An 18,783-nucleotide genomic window follows, 5' to 3' on the forward strand; every position below is an offset into this window, starting at 1 on the left:
ATTTTACATACTATTCATTCTTATGATAAAGACACTTCATGTTAAGATCCTCCTAGGCCTGTTGTGCCTTGGTGGAATTTCTAGATGCTCCCCCCCGAAGGCTGAAACCGGTGCACAAACAGCTGCTCAAGAAGATAAACGGCCGAACATAATCTTAATTATGGCCGATGACCTGGGCTTTTCTGACATAGGCTGTTATGGCAGCGAGATCCATACACCAAACATTGACTATCTGGCCTCGAACGGAGTACGATTTTCCAACTTCTATAATACCTCACGCTGCTGCCCGACAAGGGCTGCTTTGCTGACGGGTGTGTATAACCATCAGGCTGGCATAGGGGAGATGACCGAAGATCGTTCCCTGCCGGGCTACCGGGGGCACCTGACAGACAATGTGGTGACCATGGCTGAGCTGTTGAAAGATGGCGGGTACCGTACAGGAATGGTAGGTAAGTGGCACGTTTCCAATACAGTGGTTCAGGATAACCCGCAAGCACAGCTGGCGTGGCTGAACCATCAGGAAGAGCATCCTTATTTTTCACCTGTAGAGCAGTATCCTACTAACCGAGGGTTTGAGAAATACTTTGGCAACATTTGGGGGGTGGTCGATTTCTTCGACCCCTTTAGCCTGGTAAGTGGCACTACTCCTGTTACATCTGTTCCGAAGGACTATTACCATACCGATGCCATCAGCGACACAGCGATCGCCTACATCCAAGAGTTCAGCAAATCAAGGAAGCCTTTCTTCCTATATGTGGCTGAAACAGCGCCGCACTGGCCACTGCATGCCCTGCCTGAGGATATTGAGAAATACCAGGACACCTACAAGGTTGGCTGGGATGCCATTCGTGAAAAACGGTATCAAAAACTTGTGGAGACGGGTCTGATAGATCCTGCTACCACACCGCTTTCGCCCCGCATTGACAGTGAATTGAGCTGGGAGGAAAATCCACACAAAGAGTGGGATGCAAGGGCTATGGCGGTGCATGCGGCTATGATCGACCGGATGGACCAGGGCATAGGAAGAATGATAGAGGCTTTGCGTCAGGCAGGCGAGTTGGACAACACGCTCATCGTGTTCTTAAGCGACAATGGGGCTAGTCCGGAAGATGCTATGCGGTATGGCCCTGGCTTTGACAGACCGAGCAAGACACGAGACGGGCGGGAAATAGTCTACCCAGTGGATAAAAGTGTTCTTCCCGGGCCGCAAACCACCTTCACCTCTATTGGACACAGGTGGGCAAATGTTTCGAACACGCCTTACCGTTATGCCAAATCTCAGTCGTACGAAGGTGGTATTTTAACGCCTATGGTAGCTTACTGGCCTAAAGGGATCAAAGCGAAAAAAGGTGGAGTTGTAGCGCAGCAAGGACATGTGATGGACTTTATGGCCACCTTTGCGGAGCTTGCCAATGTTACCTATCCTACTACTTATAATGGAAAAGAGATTAAAACCATGCAGGGAATAAGTTTAGTGCCAGCCTTGGAGGGGAAGCAGGGGGAAGTGCATCGGGCTTTATTTAACGAACACTTTGGTGCGCGTTATGTGCGGCATCAAGGCTGGAAACTGGTTGCACGGAATAATGAAGAGTGGAATCTGTATAGAATTAACGAAGATGAGACCGAATTAAATGATTTAGCCGGCCAATACCCAGCTAAAGTACAGGAGTTGGAAATAATGTGGCAAAACTGGGCAACAAGTAACCATGTACTGCCGAAGCGGAAGGATGCCAAGTAACAAGCTGGCAAGAAGGCAAAAATCGACATGCTACATGTATAAGCCTGTGCTGCCGTATTGACCAAGCGTATTCACCTAGAAAGGATAAAAGTTCCCTGTTGCGGCTGTGGCTGAGCATTCAGCAAAAGCTACAACAGGGAACGGCTCTTTCCGATTCATAGTGATGTAACCGGTTCGCTTTACCGTATTTCCTGTTCAGCTACAGGAGTGGCAAAGTGGTAGAAAAGCTTCCTTATTGGAAGCAAAGCATTGTAATTTATCCCTATCCCACTTCATCAATCATCCTATCCAATGAAAAAAACACTTTATCTGTTCTTTATCTTGAGTTTGTGCTATCAATCTGGGTCCGCAACCCCTAAAAAAGACAACAAGCCAAACATCATAATGATTTTTATTGATGATATGGGATGGGCAGATTTATCCTGTTTTGGGAATACAGATGCTCAAACCCCAAACATTGACAAACTGGCTGCGGAAGGTATTTGTTTTGATCAGTTTTACGTCAACTCGCCCATATGTTCCCCCTCACGCGTAGCCCTGCTAACCGGGACTTACCCACAGCGTTGGAATATTACCTCTTACCTCTCATACCGGGAAGACAACCGTAACAGGGGCATTGCCAATTGGCTCAACCCATCTGCTCCGACGCTGGCACGGGGCCTTCATCAGGCAGGTTACGCTACCGGCCATTTCGGGAAATGGCACATGGGCGGGCAACGCGACGTTACAGATGCACCGCAAATTGCGGCATATGGCTTTGACGCCTCTCTGACCAATTTCGAAGGAATGGGGCCCAAATTACTCCCGCTGACAAAAGAAGAAACTGGAAAAGTCGGACGGGTATGGGAAGAGGCAGAAATACTTGGGCAACCCTTTACCTGGATGCAAAGGTCTGCGATAACCACAGGATATATCGATGCAGCAATAGCATTCATAGACAAAGCAGGTCAAGATGAAAAGCCTTTCTATGTGAACATCTGGCCTGATGATGTGCATAGCCCTTATTGGCCGCCATTTGAAGAATACGGCCTGGCAAAAGAAGCCGGTAAAAGAGGATTGTACCTTGCGGTTCTGGAAGCCATGGACCAACAGTTTGGCAAGCTTTTCGACTATGTTCAATCTAACGAGAAGTTGCGCAACAATACCTTGATTGTTTTCTGTTCCGACAATGGCCCGGAAAAGGGAGCAGGGAGAGCAGGAGAGCTAAAAGGCTTCAAAACACATCTGTATGAAGGAGGCATTCGCTCTTCCTTGATTGTTTGGGGACCAGGATTCATGAAAGCAAAAGTAAAGGGTACCCGAAACAAGGAATCGGTTTTTTCTGCCATCGATTTCATGCCTTCACTGCTTTTGTTCACAGGAACGAAAGCAGCGCAAAATTCTATCTCTGATGGGGAAAACGTCCTAAAAACAATGCTGGGCGAATCGGGCGCTTCCCGTCGTGCTCCCATCTTCTACAGCCGCCCACCCGACAGAAAAAACTATTACGGATTTGAGAACCTTCCTGATTTGGCCGTGCGTGAAGGAGATTGGAAGCTTTTATGCGATTACGACGGCGGCAGAAAGGAGCTGTACAATATTGTAAATGATCCGGGAGAGCACCATAACCTCGCAGATGTTCATGCCAAGAAAGCTGCTACAATGGCCAAAAAGGTAACCTCCTGGTATAAGTCAATGCCTGTTTTGGAAAAAGAAGAAAACTGATTTAAGCCAGTAGATGAAAGTTTGTTTATAGACTTTGGTGCTAAAGCTCTTGTCCTGCATTACCTGCTGCTAGAAGGCCAACCGCCGCTATGACACTCTAATTTAAATTTTCTACTCAACCGAGATGAGAAATGAAAAAGCATTATTCAATAGTAACTGTCTTTTTATACTTTGTATACTTGTCCTATAATGCCCAGCAGCAAGTAATCTGGAAAATTGGAACCGCCGACAATAGCCCTGCTGGCCTGGACCTCGGCGTGCATCAGGCCGGGCAACCTGATAAGCCAGATGGACAGGATGGACGCCTCCTGATCTACCCTAGATAGCACGGGCAGGGCTCAACGTCTTTGACATTCTAGGGAACGGGAAAGCCTCGACAGGGAGGTAGGCTAAATAGGCAGCGACAAGGAATCCGAAGTCCTGCTATAGAATATGGACATTACCGAACTCAAAGGCAGGTCGTGGGGTATTGGGAGCCACCGGATTTGAGCTAAGAATGTTAGCAGCCCATAAACCTGTTCGGAAACAGCTTCATGGCTCTTCACATAATCCTGAGGAGGAACGGCAAGAGAAACGAGTGGCATGCGGAAAGTTATCTGGAGCACAGCAATGCGGTGGAGGCTAGCAACCCGAGGAAACAAACCAAAGCATGTTCCTAACGATTGCGGCAGGGGGGCGAACGGGATGCCATGCGGGGCTGGTGGAATGGTACCCAATCGGTCAATCAACGCACGCATTTGTCAAGTGCGCCTTGTTGGCAGATTCTTTTTTGCGCATATACCCTTTTCAGCAGGCAACGGCCGGTTAAGCAGGTTGAAATTGACATTACTTCTGATGAAACTGCGGTCCGGTATGTAGCTTGGAGCAGGAGCCTGAAAACAGGAAGGCAGGGTACTCTAGCGCTTGGGGATGCTGCCAGGCGAACACGTCAGCGATTGGATAACGCATAGCAGAAGAGACAGGAGCCATATTCCTATCTCTCTAAGTGTATGCGGTAGAAGCGAAGCTGCCTTTCCCTCTTATGAGGGGTTTCTGTGGCGTCTCATGATGCCGGCCAGCCTGCGATTCAACGTTTTCTTTGCCTGGACCTTGTGCACAAAGCCTGGCATGGGAGCTGCTCTTTCACCAGAGGCCCGTTTTTACTATTTCGCCTACAGGCTAAACTATCATGAGGGAAGACAAAGCCTAGTGCCTGGAAAAATAAGCGGCATGCAGCAGCGCCAGCTCGAAATGCCTGCCACCAAGCAGAACTCCCTCTTCCAGAATTACCTGAAGGAGGACCTTAGGCTTGCCCTGGAAAGGGTCGCCGCCACCGACGAGGTGAACCTGAAAACACTGTAAGCAGAGTTCAACGAGCTGGAGGCTGGGAACGAGCCAAATGTTCAAGCATTTAGTTTGTTAGGAGAAGCCTAGGCAGAAGCCTGAGAGAAGAAAAGGACTTGGAGCTGGTAGGACCGGAAGGCTTTTGCTACCTACGCCCGGAGGGGAGGACTTTCATGTCGTGGAGATGAAGCCGTTTATCTGTTGCCGGGCGTAACAAGCCCGTTGCTTCTCTCCCGGAAGTTGCCCAGGTTTTTCCGTGCCGGGCCACTTCTATGTTTTTGCGCAAAGGTAAGGCAACATTGCTCCCTGATGGCAGCACCGGGCATTTGCTCTTAACTGCATCAGGAGTTGTCTATCCCTTGTTTGACCTTGTCCTCCGATCTACTTTGATCCGGATAGAGGGCGACTGAACTAAAACGACCTTCCGTTTTTAAACCAGGCGCCAAGGTTTGCAACACTGCCTGAAACGTCACCTTGTGATTATGATTTACCCGGCAGCTATGCTGTCCCTTACAGCTTTTACCTGGGTAATTCCTTTTTCGCTAATCTGTCAGCGGCAGAAATACGTTTGAGTGACTAGATCCGGAAGCTTCCTGTTTTTCCTGCATAATATTAAACTATTGGGTGAGTAACCAGTCTCTTTGGTTAAGAAGCTGTATTAGCCCCACATTTAAAAGTATGAAATATTTTTTCCCCATCTTATTGATACTGCTTACCATCACCCAAATCTTCGCTCAGCGCAACGAGCGACAAGCTGTGCCAGATACAGCCAAAACAATCGGCTCTAATCTACCGCAAGGGGTAATGTTGAAAGGCATTGTCCAAAGTGGGGCAGATGGCACAGGTTTGCCTGGCGCTGCCGTGCTGCTGAAAAAAGGCAGCGATGCCAATACCACCCGGGTTGCCGTAACCGATGCCAAGGGGCATTTCAGGTTTGAGCGTGTTGCGCCCGGCAACTATACCCTTCAAATTGAGTACCTCGGCTTTCAGCCATTCTCAAAGCCTGTTCAGATAGAACTGTTGCCTGTCGATCTACAGGTGCTGCCTTTGCAGGAATCAGCTACCACGATAGAGGAGGTGGTGATAGTGGGGCATACCCCGCCCGGTGAGCAGAAAGGGGATACCACCCAGTTCAACGCCAGTGCCTTCAAGGCCGCACCCGATGCCAGTGCCCAGGACCTGGTGCAGAAGATGCCTGGCATCACCGTGGAGAACGGCCGGGTGGAGGCACAGGGCGAGGCCGTGCAGCGCATCCTGATAGACGGAAAGCCTTTTTTCGGCGAGGATGTGGAGGCGGCACTGCAAAACCTGCCGGCCGAGGTTATCGCCAGCATACAGGTATTCGATCAGAAAAGCGATCAGGCGGAGCTAAGCGGTTTCGACGACGGCGAAAGAATCAGAACCATTAACATTGTTACCAGGCCCGAAGCGAGGAAAGGCGAGTTCGGGAAGGTAACCGCCGGCTATGGAACAGAGGATGCCTATATGGCTGGGGCCAGTGTGAACTTCTTTAAGAATGACAGGCGGCTAACGGTAACGGGGCTCAGTAACAACATCAATACCGTCAGCTTCTCGGCAGACCCTGACAACAGCGGCGACAGCCGTACCCAGGACGGCCTGATTACGTCGCATGCGCTTGGGTTAAACTATACCAACGCCTGGCTGGAGAAAGTAGAGTTGGCGGCAAGCTACTCCTATCACCATAGAAACAATTACAACACCCGCCTGCTGCTGCGCGATTATGTACAGGCAACGCAAGAAGGGCAGGTATATTCCGAGGATAGCCAAGACGAGCGTGTGAGTGGCAACCACAGGTTTAACATGCGCCTGGACTATGAGATAGACGAAAATAACAGGATTCGGGTCAGGACGCGGGGCAACATGTACCAGAATGAGGCGGATGCCTCCTTCCGGGGGCGCACCGTGAACGTGGAGGGGCCCTTGAACCAAACTGAGAATAAGTCAGACAATCGCAACGCCAGTCTGGACTTTAGCAACAACATGGTTTACAGTCACCGTTTCCCGAAGGAGGGGCGAAGCCTTAGCTTTAGGCTGCATAATAGCTTTAACAACAGCGACGGGGAACGCTATCGCCTTGCTCTTAACACTTTTTATACGGTGGAGGATGGGGAGGAAGCGCTGCGGCAGCATACCGATTCAAAGGGGAGTGGCTATTCCTGGGAAACCAACCTATCTTATACCGAACCGGTGGGGCAGCATGGGCAGGTAGAGTTGGAGTATGAAATCGGCAACAGGAACAACGAGGCTGACCGCAGAACCTACGACTTTACAGAGCAGGAGCAAAGCTACAGCGACTTAAACAGGCTCTTGAGCAATACCTCCCAAACCAACTACCTGACCCAGGAGACGGAACTGGGCTATAGGTACAACACCGAAAAGCTCTACTTTCAGGTAGAGGCAGAATACCAGCATGCGCAGCTGCTGAACGATCAACAGCTGCCAAGGCTGTATGACCTGGAACGTACCTTTACCAGCATGCTTCCATCAGCCCGCTTGCGGTATAAATTTACGGAGTCTAACAACCTGGAGTTTAATTACGATACCCGTACCAACGCCCCATCGGTGGGGCAGTTGCAGGATGTAATCGATAATTCCAATCCGCTGCAGCTTAGAACCGGTAATCCTGACCTGGAGCAGTCTTTTCGCAACTGGTGGCGGGTGCGCTACAGGTCTCATAACCCCGATACGAACCATAATTTCTATGCTTCCTTGGAAAGCTCATTTGAAAGCAACCAGATAGCCAACAGCACTTTGATAGCCGACGAGGTAGTAACGCTCAGCGACGGGATTGTGCTGCCGGAAGGGGCACAGCTCATTCGGCCGGTAAACGTGGATGGTTACTGGGATGCCCGTGCCTACTTCAGCTACGGCCGACCACTGCAGCTTATCCAATCGAACCTGAACCTGAGAGGCGGTATCGGACACAGCAGGAGGCCCGGTGTGGTCAATGAGGAGGTGAGCTACGTTAACTCCAGTAACTTCAGGATCGGTGCTTCCCTCAGCAGCAACATCAGCGAGCGCATCGATTTTAACATCTCCACCCACTCCAGCTATAATATTGTGGATAACTCGCTGCGCCCTGAGCTGAACAACAATTACTTTAACCAGCGCACCCGCTTTTGGTACAACTGGCTACTGGGAGACGGTTTTGTGTACCGCACCAACATCAACCACCAGTATAATGCAGGCCTTGCAGAAGGGTATGACACCAACACCTTCCTCTGGAATATGAGCATTGGTAAAAAGCTGTTTCCAAGGGATTTGGGGGAAGTCAGTGTGATGGTGTACGACCTGCTGCAGCAAAACAACAACATCTGGCGTAATGTGACGGAGCTGTATGTAGAGGATGTGGAAACCAATGTGCTGGAGCGGTACTTTATGCTCACCTTCACCTACAACATCCGCCATTACAGCGGTCAAGGCGACATACGGGAAGTGGAGGATTTATATTAGGAGGGCTTCCTTTGATGGAAAATTCTCAGCAGCAACGTCTTTGTAAGCACCTGCTAAGGCGGTGTGAGCCCATGCGTAAAGTCGCTAAAGGTCTCACCTGCATTGATTCTACCCGTTGAGCTAAACAGAGCTGCCAGAAAATGGTAAGAACAGAATTGCTTTCACTCAAGTTTATTGCCACAGATCACTAAAAATCGGCTAACTTGCGACCTTTCTATGCATAGTGATTCGCTTCGTATTACATGGACTTATATAAATTTTTAGTGCACCTGCCAGACACGGTCGTGCTGTTATCGCCTGAACTGAAGGTCTTGGAAGCTACGGATGAGTACCTCCGGGTGACCATGAGGACACGGGAACACCTGATTGGCAAGGACTTTCTGAAGGAGTTCCCGGACAATCCGGACGTACCTGCGTCTAAAAACGAGAAACTGCTGCGCAACTCGCTGGAGACCGTGCTGCGGACAAAGCAAACGGACTACCTGGACGTGCTGCGCTACGATATCCCCAGGCCGGGTGGCGGCTTCGATGTGCGGTATTGGGAGGCTGTCCATACCCCTGTGCTGGACGGAGGCGGCAACGTCAGCTTCATCATTCAGAAAACCTCGGATGTCACCGAGCGGGAGCAGCAAAAGCAGGCCCTTGCCGTGCAGGAGAGCAAGTTCAGGTTCATGGCCGACACCCTGCCGCAACTGGTCTACATGGCTGACCAGCGCGGCACCATCACCTACTACAGCAGGCGGTGGTACGACTATACCGGGAACGAGACGGGGGATATGGCTTGGGAGAAGTCTGTTCACCCTGACGACTTACCAAACGTGAAAGTCAAGTGGGAGCAGGCTTTAAGGGACTTGGCTCAGTTGCAGGTGGAGGCACGCTTCAGAGATGCAAAAGGCAGCTACCGCTGGCACCTGACACGCATGACTCCCATGCTGGACGAGTTGGGCCGGGTCCTGATGTGGGTCGGCAGTTCCACGGACGTCCACGAGACGCGCCTGTTGGTGCAGGAGCTGTTGGCGGCCAACGAGCAGATGGTGGAGATGGCTGACCAGGTGCAACACGCCTACCGGAAAGCCGAGGCAGAGCGCAAGGTGCTGGAGCAGCTGATCCAGAAGGCTCCCTTCTTCTGCTGTATTCTAAAAGGTGCGGAGCATCGGTATGAGCTGGTCAACGACAATTACCAGAAGCTGGTCCCCGGCAAGCAACTGCTCGGCAGAACAGTGGCAGAGGCGCTGCCAGAGGTAGTGGAGCAGGGCTTCACCGCGATCCTGGACAGTGTTTACAGCACAGGAAAGGAGTTTATAGCCGAAGGCATCCCTGTGAAGCTTGACCGCTACGCCACAGGGGAGATGGAAGACGTTTACCTTACCTTCATCTACCAGGCGGTGCGGGATGAACACGGGAAGCCAGCAGGCATCCTGGTCTTCGGGCAAGACGTGACCGAGCAGGCGAAGCTCGTGCAGAAAGCTGGAAATTTAGGGATCAGCTTGGCTTAAGCTGTTATTGTACATAAATTTAACAGAGGAGAAGGTTCTGAAGGATGGACGTAAGCCAGATTGATTTGCAGCAGCTTCGGGTGAAGCATATTTTCTTCAAGACCAAGGTGCGTGCACTGCTGTACGGAGGCACTTATGACGAGGCTCTGTTCTCAGACAAAAGCCCCGTCACTGCCTGGCTCAACACAACAGGCAAGCAACGGTACGCGCATTACCCTGAAACAAGTGAACTGGCAAGCCTGCATCAGGGCCTGATCATATTGGCACAGTCACTCTATCGCCAGTACTGCAGCGGGAATATCGAGCAGGCGCACGAGATGCTGAAAGACATGGACCAGCAGTCTGAGCGGTTTCTGGTGCTTCTTTCCAAGGTAGAGCAGGAAGTCTTGGGTAATACTATCGCCGGCGCGGATGCGAGGTAGACGAGCAGCGCATAAGCCTTGGAGTATCCTGTTGCGCCGTAGTGGTTGACATCCTGCTCATGACCATTGCCCTGTTGGTGATCCAGTACATGGTCACGGCAGACCTGGAGGATATTAATTACCTTGTGGAGACACTCTTGGGACTGGAGATAAGGCTTCGGGAAGGTGTGAGGTGCAGTTCCTTCTCATCCCCGGCTGTCTCTTTGCCCTGTTTGCCCCAATGTGTCACCGCTTCCTTTAGAATGATTTAGACACCCTATGCGTTCTTCAATACAAGGAAAACAGCGGGAGCCCTTTTGAGATTGCTTTTATTTAGTTCTGCTGGATAATTTAACGTACCCCCGCTGCGCTAGCGCAGCCGCAGGTATGAAAAAGCGTCAGGACTCTGTTCTCTGTTCCCACAAAGGGCCCCTTCTGCTTTCCGCCTGGAGGGCTACCCAAATCCTGGAGAAACTTTTGCGATGCTGGAGCCTCACGTACTGCTTGCCAGTTGCTATGGCGTCGGCAGCGTCTGTACGCATGTGCTGCAACCTCCCTTGCCGCCGAGCGGCAAGGGAGGTTGGATTCCATCGTCTTGACGAACAACGAAAGGGAGGGGACAGTCCTGGCATAACGGACCGGGCATGTCACCGAAGGTCTTAACATTTTAATTCGTCAACCCTTGCCGCTCCATAGAGACCAAGGGAGATACAGACAGCTTGGGCAGGAGCGCGTTCCCTGCCTGTTGCCAGCAGATGGAAGGCGATCAGGTTGAGGAGGAGCGCAGCCGCCAGCCCGCAAAGGGGGATGACCTGCTCTTCCCGGTTCCCGTGTATGGACAGCAGCAGGAGCACCACCAGGAGGTGGAGCAGGAACAGGAAAGCGGCAAGCAGCATGGCCGCGATGTCCCCACCGGGCCTGTGCCAGGTCAGGAGGATCGTAAGCCAGAAGCAAAGGACCCCGATGCCGAGGTGGAGGAGGAGCTTTGATCGCATAAGTTAGGTTGTGGGGTACGACTTCTAACGAAGGGAAACCCGTTTCATTTCCCTGTCGCTAAAAAAGGTGTGGTTTTCAGTCAAAAGGCAAAGGTAAGAAAGGGCCGGTCCAGGAACCGGCCCTTAATGGGGAAATTACTCACCTTAATAAAGGTGAGCGAAGGTAAGGGATCAAAGTCTGGAGAGCAAGGATAAGGTTTAAACAATTACCTGGAGGCGGAGCATAGGCAGGAGTAGAAGAGCCAGAAAGGGTTTGAACCTGTGGAAGCGGCAGGCTTTTTTACCTTCGCATGGAGCGGGGATATCCACTCTGTGGCATTTAGGTTGGCTGCCTGTTGCCGGGCGTAATAGGCCCATTGCTTCTCACCCGGAAGTTGCCCTGGCTTTCCGTACCGGGCAACTTCTATTCCTTTGCACGCACCCCTACTACCATTTTCCCTGTAGCAGCTCTCAAGCCTCTTGGCGCCTTTGAAAGATGGCGCCTCTAACAATTTCCGGCAGTAACTTCCTGAAACGGTTAGAGCTGGATTAGGTTGGAAAGCTCCGGGGGCCGTTTTCCCTCGTGCAGGTTTCACCTTTCACGTACTCTACAGCAAGCTTTTGCAGCCAAAGGAGCTACAAGCGGTTGCGGCGTCAGCCTGGTAATTCACCGGTAGTGCCTCTTTCTTCCGATTATCCGCGAAAGAAGTATATTTGCAAATTCATGCCTGATACTGCTCCATGATCATTCACCACTGGTTTTATAACCGGACAAGACAACAGAAGAAATGTTAGACATAGCAATCCTTGCGGCAGGGTTTATCTGCCTTATACTTGGTGCAGACAAGCTTGTCGATGCCTCCTCCAGCCTGGCCGCCAGGCTGGGCATTCCCAACATTGTTATAGGGCTAACGATCGTTGCCTTCGGCACATCGGCCCCCGAGCTGGTGGTAAACCTCTTCGCAGCCGTTGAGAACAATACCGAGATGGTGCTGGGCAATGTTTTGGGGAGCAATATCTTCAATGTGCTGGCCATCCTGGGAATATCTTCCCTCATATACCCGCTAACGGTGAAAACCAATACAACCTGGCTGGAGATCCCGCTGAGCCTGCTTGCTGCTGTCGCCGTGCTGGTTACAGCAGGTGATGTGTATTTGGACAGTTCGGAGGCAGGCTACATCTCCAGGGCAGAGGGACTGCTGTTGCTGCTGTTCTTCGCCATTTTCCTCGTGTACAACCTGAAGATAGCCCGGGGCAACCCAACCGACGAGGGGACGGAGACAAAGGACTATCCCTACCTGCAGGCCGCGTTGTACATTGGGCTCGGGCTGGCGGGACTGGTACTGGGCGGCAGGCTGATCGTGACAAGCGCCGTAGGCATTGCCCAGGCTTTCGGACTCTCGGAGAGGGTCATCGGGCTGACCGTGGTATCCATCGGAACCTCTTTGCCCGAGCTGGCTACCTCCGTGGTTGCGGTTAGGAAAAGGAAAGTGGACATCGCCATCGGCAATGTGGTGGGCTCCAACATCTTCAATATTTTCCTGATTCTGGGTGTCTCGACCGTGGTTACCCCCTTGCAGGTCAACTCCGGCTCATTCGTGGACATCGTCGTGAACATCGCCGCCAGTCTGTTGCTGTTTGCCTTTGTCTTCACAGGCAAGGGAAGGCAGCTGGCCAGGTGGGAAGGTGCGGTGCTGCTGGCGCTCTATCTCACTTACCTGGCGCTGCTGATCACCCAAGGCTAGGGCAGCGCATTGTGCGGGACAGGTTGTATGCTGGCTGCAGGCTGTACCAATCCATTCGCGGCACTGCAATCGCTGCACCTGTAAGCCTGCGGTTTAGCTGCCAGCAGCCTGGCCTATGCTGAAGGAGGGCCGGCTATTTGCCTCATGATGACCTTGTCAATCCTGAAACCGTTCAAGCCGACTACCTCCAATTCCCAGTCGCCAACCCGAAGCCTATCCCCGGCAACCGGGAATTTACCCAACGTGTAGGAAATGAAGCCCGCGACTGTCACATAGTTGTCGGTATCCTGGGGGAGTACTTCCCGCTTGAGCTCCCAATTAAGATCGTAAATCTCCATGGGGCCGTCCACCAGGAGGCTGCCATCCTCTCGTACGACAAAGCCCGGTTCATCATGCTCGTCCACATCCGGCAGGTCACCGACAATGGCCTCGAGCAGGTCGTGCAGCGTGATGATGCCTTCTATGGAGCCGTACTCGTCTATGACGATCCCCAGGTACTGCTTTTGTTTCTTGAAGATGTTCAGCACGGCGCTCGCCATCATTGTCTCGGGGATGTAAATCGGCTGCTCCAGGAAGTGCTTGAGCGGCTCCGCTCTGCTCCCCGCCAGGTACTCGTAGAACCGCTTTGCTGTCAGCACCCCGATGATGCTGTCGAAGGTACCGTCTGCCACGGGAAACTTGGAGTGCGCGCTACGCTGCACGATGTCGCTTATTTCCTCGACAGGTTGGTTGATGTCGAGGTACTCTACATCCATGCGGTGTGTCTTAAGGTTCCTTGCCCGTTGCCCTGCATAGGTGAAGATGTTCTGGTGCAGTTGAATGTCCTCTTTTGCCAGTATCCCTTGCCTGCCAGCGGTCTTGATGATCTGCCTGAGTTCCTCCTCCGACATCTTCTCCTCTGTGGGCTCTTTTATTCCCGTTACTTTGATCACGAGGTTGGTGGAGCCGGAGAGCAGCTTCACCAGGGGCATGGTGGCAATGGTGAATACTTGGATGACAGGGGCAACCACGAGTGCGATGCGGTCCGCATTTCCAAGTGCAATCGTTTTGGGTATCAGTTCCCCGATCACAATGGAGAAATAGGTGATCAGGCCAACCACTAACACGATGGAGAGGGTATCGGCATAGGGGGCTAAGAAGCCAAAACCGGAAAGCCACTCTCTCATATCGTCGGAAAGGGCCGCGCCCCCGTAGGCGCCGGACACAATGCCGATGAGGGTAATCCCTACTTGAATTGCAGACAGGAAGTTCTCGGGCGACTCCAGCAGCTTCAGGATAGCGCTGGCGCTTTTGCTTCCCAGTTTTGCCTTCTGAGCCATCCTGTTTTTGTTGACCGAGATGATAGATAACTCTGACAGGGCGAAGAAGCCGTTGAGTAGGGTCAGGAGAATCAAAATGATTATTTCCATTTAAATTCGACGTAGGTGAAAATGAATTTATTCATCTTTACTTTTTCAAAGCAGCTGGTATAGCCAAAGCTGCCAATATAACTAAAAAATTTGGTAAAGGCGTCAGTCGGGGAGAAGAGCTACCGCTGGCAGGGTCCCGCTGAAAAGCGGTGGCAAACAAGAATGGCCGAGATGCATACTGCAGTTGATTTCATACCCTGGAGCGGGGAAGCCGCTACTGCGCTCTGCCCCTCACAATACCAGCAGCTGTAGTCCCGCTACGGTGCCCTGACTGCCTGTTGCATCGCCCATTAATTTGTAACTTGCCGGTGCCTCTAGTCCAGATCCGCTGCCTGGGCGACCGTGGGAAAGAAGCGTTCGGCCAATTTCCTTCTCGGGATCAGAGAACCGGGTACATGGCTCATCCCAAGGGTAGTCAGCCTGGGCTAACATGCGGGAGAACGACGGAGCCATACGTCTTTCGCGGGTTTTTGCCAGGGCCTGTAACCCTCCAGCCAACTGGGTGTGAAAGTGGCCAGTGTCGTTGTGCCACCCCATCTTGAGGATAGCCTTTTCAAGGTTACCGGTCCGCGCCTTCCTGCTTTGGTGACATCACGGCCAACTACTGTGGCGGGGAATGCCAGAGCGGGAAACAGCTTAAACAGCCTGCTGCTTTGGAAATGGCATTCGGATTTGTATTTTAGGGGACCATTCTCGTCGGTGGAGTTTCAGGTACTAAACCCTAGGCTATCCGTTAGCTGCTTTCAGGAGACATGGGCAGGCTGAGGCGAGGAGGATACCCCAACACCAAACCGCTATGAAAAACAGCTACCTTAGTGAGCAGATGCTCCAACACTCGCCCGATATACTCTGCGTCGTCGGCAAAGACGGCTATTTCCAGAAGGTCAGCGGCGCTTGCCAGCACCTGCTTGGCTACTGTGGCGAGGAAATGGAGGGCAGGCATTACCAAGAGTTTCTTGTTCCCTTGGACAGAGACCAGACGGCGCGGGCAGTGGAGAGAATTGTTTCCGGTGACGCAAGGATTATAGTGGAAAACCGGTACCTGCATCGTGACGGCAGGCAGGTGCCCTTGTGCTGGCTCGTTGCCTGGTCGGAGGCAGACGCGCTTTTTTTCTGCACCGGACGGGATGCCTCCGAACCGAGAAGAGGCCGTTTGGAACTGGAGGAGGGCGCACAAAAGTACAGGTCCCTTTTTGAGCATAACCCGGACATCGTCTTCTTTGAAAGCAGGGAGGGGAAGGTGACTGAAGGTAACAAAGCCTTCAGAGCGGCTTTTGGGGAAGGCGCGCTCACGGCAGCCGGCCAGGCAGCCACCTCTTTTCTTCCCCCTGGAATGGCCGCCGTCAATGCGCGGTCTCTACAGGAGGCGCTGCTGGGCAGTACCATGCGGTTTGACCTGCACCTGCCTGCTGTCGGCAACAGGGGAAGCGTATACGATGCCGTGAAGTTTCCGGTGATGGTGGCCGGTGAGGCGATCGGAGCGCATACCATCGCAAAGGACATTACCCCCATCGTCCGTTCCTTCGAAACCCTGGCAAACCAGACCAAAAAGCTGCACGCCATCCTGGAGAGCATTACCGATGCCTTTGCCGCCGTCGACAGAGACTGGAAGCTGACCTACATCAACAGCGAGGCTGAAAGACTCTTCCACCTAAGCCGCGGAGAACTGCTGGGCAGAAAGGTATGGGACGTCTTTCCCGAGGGGGAGGACGGGGCTTTCCACAACGGCTACCGACAGGCAATGGCCTCCGGGGAAACGGTGCAGTTTGAGAGTTATTACGGAAGCATGGGGATATGGCTGCAGGTGAAGGTGTACCCCTCTGAGGAGGGGCTGGGCATTTACTTCGGGGACATCACGGAGGTGAAGCGGTCCCGCCAGGAGGTGGAGAAGCTGTCGCTGGTGGCCAGGAGCACGGACAACGGTGTTATCATCACGGACGCAACGGGGCGAACCGAGTGGGTGAACGAGGGCTTTTCCCGCATAACAGGCTATCGCCTGGAGGAGGTAAAGGGGAAAAAGCCCGGGCTGCTCCTGCGGGGGCCCGAGATAGACAAAGACGCGTTGGTTAGGATCAGGAAGAAACTTCGGGGAGACGTACCCTTTAACGCCGTTCTGCTGAATTACCGGAAGAGCGGGGAGAGGTGCTGGGTGTCGATGGACATCACTCCGGTCCACAGCGGAACCGGTACTGGCCGGCAGTTCATCGCCATCCTCCGGGACATCACCTACCGAAAGGAGAGCGAGGAGAACCTGCTTAGCCTCTCCCGGGACCTTTATACGCAGAACAAACTTCTGCAGGAGTTTACCTACATCGTGTCCCATAACCTGCGGGCTCCCGTAGCCAACGCCCTGGGCCTGGCCAACCTGATGGCTAAAATGGACCAAAGCTCCCCCATGTTTGTGCTTTCCCTGGCAAACCTTAAAACATCCGTGCTGCAGATGGACACCGTGCTAAAGGATGTGACAGCGGTGCTCACTGTCCGGGAGAAGCAGGGGGTCCTGGAACTGGAGCGGGTAAGGGCGGTGGAGGTTTTCCGGCAGGCATGGGCATTGCTGCAGGAACCGCTACACCAATGCGGGGGCGAAATTACCGTAGCGGTGGAGGAGGGGCTGCGCCTGGAGGCCAGCAAACCCTACCTGTTCAGCATCTTCTATAACCTGCTTTCCAACGCCATCAGGTTCCGGTCCGGGGAGCGTCAGCTCCGGATCAGGCTTGCCAGCGAGGCCGGGGAGGATGGAAGCCTGGCTCTAAGCCTGTCCGACAACGGGACCGGTTTCGACGCTGAGAGGGCGGGTGAGGAGGTATTCAAGCTTTACAAGCGTTTTCACCGGGGCACCAAAGGCAGGGGGGTCGGGCTGTTTCTGGTCAAAGCTCATGCAGAGGCAATGGGGTGGCAGGTTAGTGTGAGCAGCAGGGTAGGCAAGGGAACGACTTTCCAGCTCCTGATACCGCCGGCGACGGCGAGGCAGCAGGCGCCGAAACAAGATTGACGCGACAGGAGTAAGCCATAGGTAGAGGACGATACCGACACACTCATGAAAGACACTTACACCTTCGCCCGCCGCCTCGCCGTCGCCGGACTGATTCTGCTGCTTTTCGCTTCCCTTTTCTACCTGTTGCTGCACCACGCCTACTTCTTCCTGCTGGTGATGGCGGGCATTCTGGCGGCCGTGATGTTCAGCGGCATGGCCGACTGGCTGGCCGCGAAGGCAAAGCTGAGGCGGTGGCTGGCGCTGCTGCTTTCGGTGGTCTTCTTCTTCGGGACGCTGGCGGGCGCGTTCTGGCTGGTGGCTCCCACCGTGGGAGAGCAGGTGCAGGAGCTTCGGGAGACGATTCCTGCGTCCCTCTCGCAGGTGCAGGAGTGGCTGAAAGGGCGCAGCTGGGGAGAACGGCTGGTCGACCAGCTCCCGCAGGACATGGAGAAAGCGCTGCCGGAGCAGGAGAAGCTGGTGACAGGGCTGACAGGGGCCTTCTCCTCTACGCTGGGTTTTCTGGCCGACCTGCTGATCGTCGTTATCACCTCCCTTTTCCTGGCCTCCAGTCCCACCCTCTACACCCAAGGCCTGGTGAGGCTTTTCCCTGTCAGAAAGCGGCAGCGCCTGCTGGAGGTGCTTGCCAAATGCTACAGCACGCTGCGCAAATGGTTGGTCGGCATGTTCCTCTCCATGGCCATCATCGGCGTCAGCTCAGCCATCGGCTATAGCTTGATCGGGCTGCCCATGGCCTTTGCCCTTGCGCTCATCGCCTTCCTGTTCGCTTTCGTGCCGAACATCGGCCCCTGGGTGGCTGGTGTTCCGGCAGTGCTGATCGGGCTGACGGCGGGCGGGCAAATGGCGCTCTACGTGCTCTTGATCTACGGGGGGATCCAGATGATCGAGAGCTACCTTATTACCCCCATCATCTTCAAACGGACCGTGGACCTGCCGCCCGCGCTCCTGCTCTTTTTCCAGGTGTTGCTCGGCATCCTGCAGGGCGGGTTGGGCCTGCTATTGGCAGCCCCGATCTTGGCCGTTGCCATGGTGCTCGTGCAGGAGCTGTACGTGAAGGATGTGCTGGAGGAAGCGCCGGGGGAGGTGTAGGCAAGTTCTCAAATGCTGCAAAAGCGTTGTCGGCTTCCGGTTACCAGCAGAGGAATAGACAAACGGTTGTACCTAGCAGCAAGGCTCTGAAAGAACAAATAAATGTCGCCGCGTTTTCTGCAGGTCGGCACATCGTTTGGCACCATGTATGGGGAATGTAGTGTTATGTGCGAAAGGGAGCGTCGGCGCTACAGGACTAAAGCTGAGACAGCTATTGCTTTATACCATTCCTGCAGTATATTTGGAGGATTGGACTAATGACAAGCGCTCTGCCCAAGCCCTAAGATCTGTCCTGGAGCCCATGCTGGGGAGCTTATATTTGCTCCTGCCGTATTCTGGTGGCTATTCGGAGGATCTTCCTGTAGGTCTGTATCCGGTCACAACGCGTTTTTCGCTGTTTTGATCCTGTGGGGCCCGACTAGTCGCCCAGCAGGGCAA

General features: G+C 53.3%; 14 protein-coding genes. 12 read left to right on the forward strand and 2 right to left on the reverse strand.

Translation table 11 applies throughout. The features are described 5' to 3' along the window. Nucleotides 1-22: 22 nt before the first annotated feature. The 10 genes from C1N53_RS21055 to C1N53_RS21095 all read left to right on the forward strand — a co-directional run bounded on the left by C1N53_RS21055 (nucleotide 23) and on the right by C1N53_RS21095 (nucleotide 12,855). Nucleotides 23-1,738 carry an arylsulfatase gene (locus C1N53_RS21055; protein ID WP_137761175.1) on the forward strand — a complete coding sequence of 572 codons (1,716 nt, stop codon included), beginning with the start codon at nucleotides 23-25 and terminating at the stop codon, nucleotides 1,736-1,738. Between the two features lie 384 nt (nucleotides 1,739-2,122). Then, on the forward strand, nucleotides 2,123-3,442 hold the full coding sequence (locus tag C1N53_RS21060; RefSeq protein WP_240773321.1) for a sulfatase-like hydrolase/transferase: 1,320 nt from the start codon (nucleotides 2,123-2,125) through the stop codon (nucleotides 3,440-3,442). 131 nt (nucleotides 3,443-3,573) lie between these two features. Beyond that, nucleotides 3,574-3,768: a hypothetical protein gene (locus C1N53_RS21065; protein WP_137761177.1), complete on the forward strand. Its 195-nt coding sequence runs from the start codon at nucleotides 3,574-3,576 to the stop codon at nucleotides 3,766-3,768. Between the two features lie 207 nt (nucleotides 3,769-3,975). Then, on the forward strand, nucleotides 3,976-4,101 hold the full coding sequence (locus C1N53_RS22890; RefSeq protein ID WP_256377482.1) for a hypothetical protein: 126 nt from the start codon (nucleotides 3,976-3,978) through the stop codon (nucleotides 4,099-4,101). Nucleotides 4,102-4,351: 250 nt separating this feature from the next. Then, nucleotides 4,352-4,783, forward strand: a complete 432-nt coding sequence (locus tag C1N53_RS21070; RefSeq protein ID WP_137761178.1) for a hypothetical protein — start codon at nucleotides 4,352-4,354, stop codon at nucleotides 4,781-4,783. Nucleotides 4,784-5,443: 660 nt separating this feature from the next. After that, complete coding sequence (locus tag C1N53_RS21075; protein WP_137761179.1) at nucleotides 5,444-8,239, forward strand: outer membrane beta-barrel protein; 2,796 nt, start codon at nucleotides 5,444-5,446, stop codon at nucleotides 8,237-8,239. Nucleotides 8,240-8,481: 242 nt separating this feature from the next. Beyond that, nucleotides 8,482-9,735: a PAS domain-containing protein gene (locus tag C1N53_RS21080; RefSeq protein ID WP_137761180.1), complete on the forward strand. Its 1,254-nt coding sequence runs from the start codon at nucleotides 8,482-8,484 to the stop codon at nucleotides 9,733-9,735. 44 nt (nucleotides 9,736-9,779) lie between these two features. Next, on the forward strand, nucleotides 9,780-10,157 hold the full coding sequence (locus tag C1N53_RS21085) for a CZB domain-containing protein (RefSeq protein WP_137761181.1): 378 nt from the start codon (nucleotides 9,780-9,782) through the stop codon (nucleotides 10,155-10,157). Nucleotides 10,158-10,855: 698 nt separating this feature from the next. Then, nucleotides 10,856-11,125 (forward strand): hypothetical protein, encoded by a 270-nt coding sequence (locus C1N53_RS21090; protein ID WP_137761182.1) that lies wholly within the window; start codon nucleotides 10,856-10,858, stop codon nucleotides 11,123-11,125. A 773-nt stretch (nucleotides 11,126-11,898) separates the two neighbouring features. Then, nucleotides 11,899-12,855 carry a calcium/sodium antiporter gene (locus tag C1N53_RS21095; protein ID WP_137761183.1) on the forward strand — a complete coding sequence of 319 codons (957 nt, stop codon included), beginning with the start codon at nucleotides 11,899-11,901 and terminating at the stop codon, nucleotides 12,853-12,855. A gap of 113 nt (nucleotides 12,856-12,968) precedes the next feature. On the opposite strand, the gene C1N53_RS21100 is transcribed toward C1N53_RS21095, so the two are convergent. Next, a complete protein-coding gene (locus C1N53_RS21100; RefSeq protein ID WP_137761184.1) occupies nucleotides 12,969-14,264 on the reverse strand; it encodes a hemolysin family protein in 1,296 nt (431 codons plus the stop codon). Nucleotides 14,265-14,495: 231 nt separating this feature from the next. Next, nucleotides 14,496-14,801, reverse strand: a complete 306-nt coding sequence (locus C1N53_RS21105; RefSeq protein WP_137761185.1) for a hypothetical protein — start codon at nucleotides 14,799-14,801, stop codon at nucleotides 14,496-14,498. A 259-nt stretch (nucleotides 14,802-15,060) separates the two neighbouring features. Here C1N53_RS21105 and C1N53_RS21110 point away from each other — a divergent pair, with 259 nt between their 5' ends. Both C1N53_RS21110 and C1N53_RS21115 read left to right on the forward strand, forming a co-directional pair. Beyond that, a complete protein-coding gene (locus C1N53_RS21110) occupies nucleotides 15,061-17,256 on the forward strand; it encodes a PAS domain S-box protein (RefSeq protein ID WP_137761186.1) in 2,196 nt (731 codons plus the stop codon). A 45-nt stretch (nucleotides 17,257-17,301) separates the two neighbouring features. Beyond that, nucleotides 17,302-18,345, forward strand: a complete 1,044-nt coding sequence (locus tag C1N53_RS21115) for an AI-2E family transporter (protein ID WP_137761187.1) — start codon at nucleotides 17,302-17,304, stop codon at nucleotides 18,343-18,345. Nucleotides 18,346-18,783: the final 438 nt, after the last annotated feature.

This window comes from Pontibacter sp. SGAir0037 (genome assembly GCF_005491705.1).
Classification (GTDB): Bacteria; Bacteroidota; Bacteroidia; order Cytophagales; family Hymenobacteraceae; genus Pontibacter.

What these genes read in the sequence shown, in the direction of transcription:
- C1N53_RS21055 (WP_137761175.1), top strand. Translation starts at nt 23, where the DNA reads ATGATAAAGACACTTCATGTTAAGATCCTCCTAGGCCTGTTGTGCCTT.
- C1N53_RS21060 (WP_240773321.1), top strand. Translation starts at nt 2,123, where the DNA reads ATGATTTTTATTGATGATATGGGATGGGCAGATTTATCCTGTTTTGGG.
- C1N53_RS21065 (WP_137761177.1), top strand. Translation starts at nt 3,574, where the DNA reads ATGAAAAAGCATTATTCAATAGTAACTGTCTTTTTATACTTTGTATAC.
- C1N53_RS22890 (WP_256377482.1), top strand. Translation starts at nt 3,976, where the DNA reads ATGGCTCTTCACATAATCCTGAGGAGGAACGGCAAGAGAAACGAGTGG.
- C1N53_RS21070 (WP_137761178.1), top strand. Translation starts at nt 4,352, where the DNA reads ATGCTGCCAGGCGAACACGTCAGCGATTGGATAACGCATAGCAGAAGA.
- C1N53_RS21075 (WP_137761179.1), top strand. Translation starts at nt 5,444, where the DNA reads ATGAAATATTTTTTCCCCATCTTATTGATACTGCTTACCATCACCCAA.
- C1N53_RS21080 (WP_137761180.1), top strand. Translation starts at nt 8,482, where the DNA reads ATGGACTTATATAAATTTTTAGTGCACCTGCCAGACACGGTCGTGCTG.
- C1N53_RS21085 (WP_137761181.1), top strand. Translation starts at nt 9,780, where the DNA reads ATGGACGTAAGCCAGATTGATTTGCAGCAGCTTCGGGTGAAGCATATT.
- C1N53_RS21095 (WP_137761183.1), top strand. Translation starts at nt 11,899, where the DNA reads ATGTTAGACATAGCAATCCTTGCGGCAGGGTTTATCTGCCTTATACTT.
- C1N53_RS21100 (WP_137761184.1), bottom strand. Translation starts at nt 14,264, where the DNA reads ATGGAAATAATCATTTTGATTCTCCTGACCCTACTCAACGGCTTCTTC.
- C1N53_RS21105 (WP_137761185.1), bottom strand. Translation starts at nt 14,801, where the DNA reads ATGGGGTGGCACAACGACACTGGCCACTTTCACACCCAGTTGGCTGGA.
- C1N53_RS21110 (WP_137761186.1), top strand. Translation starts at nt 15,061, where the DNA reads ATGAAAAACAGCTACCTTAGTGAGCAGATGCTCCAACACTCGCCCGAT.
- C1N53_RS21115 (WP_137761187.1), top strand. Translation starts at nt 17,302, where the DNA reads ATGAAAGACACTTACACCTTCGCCCGCCGCCTCGCCGTCGCCGGACTG.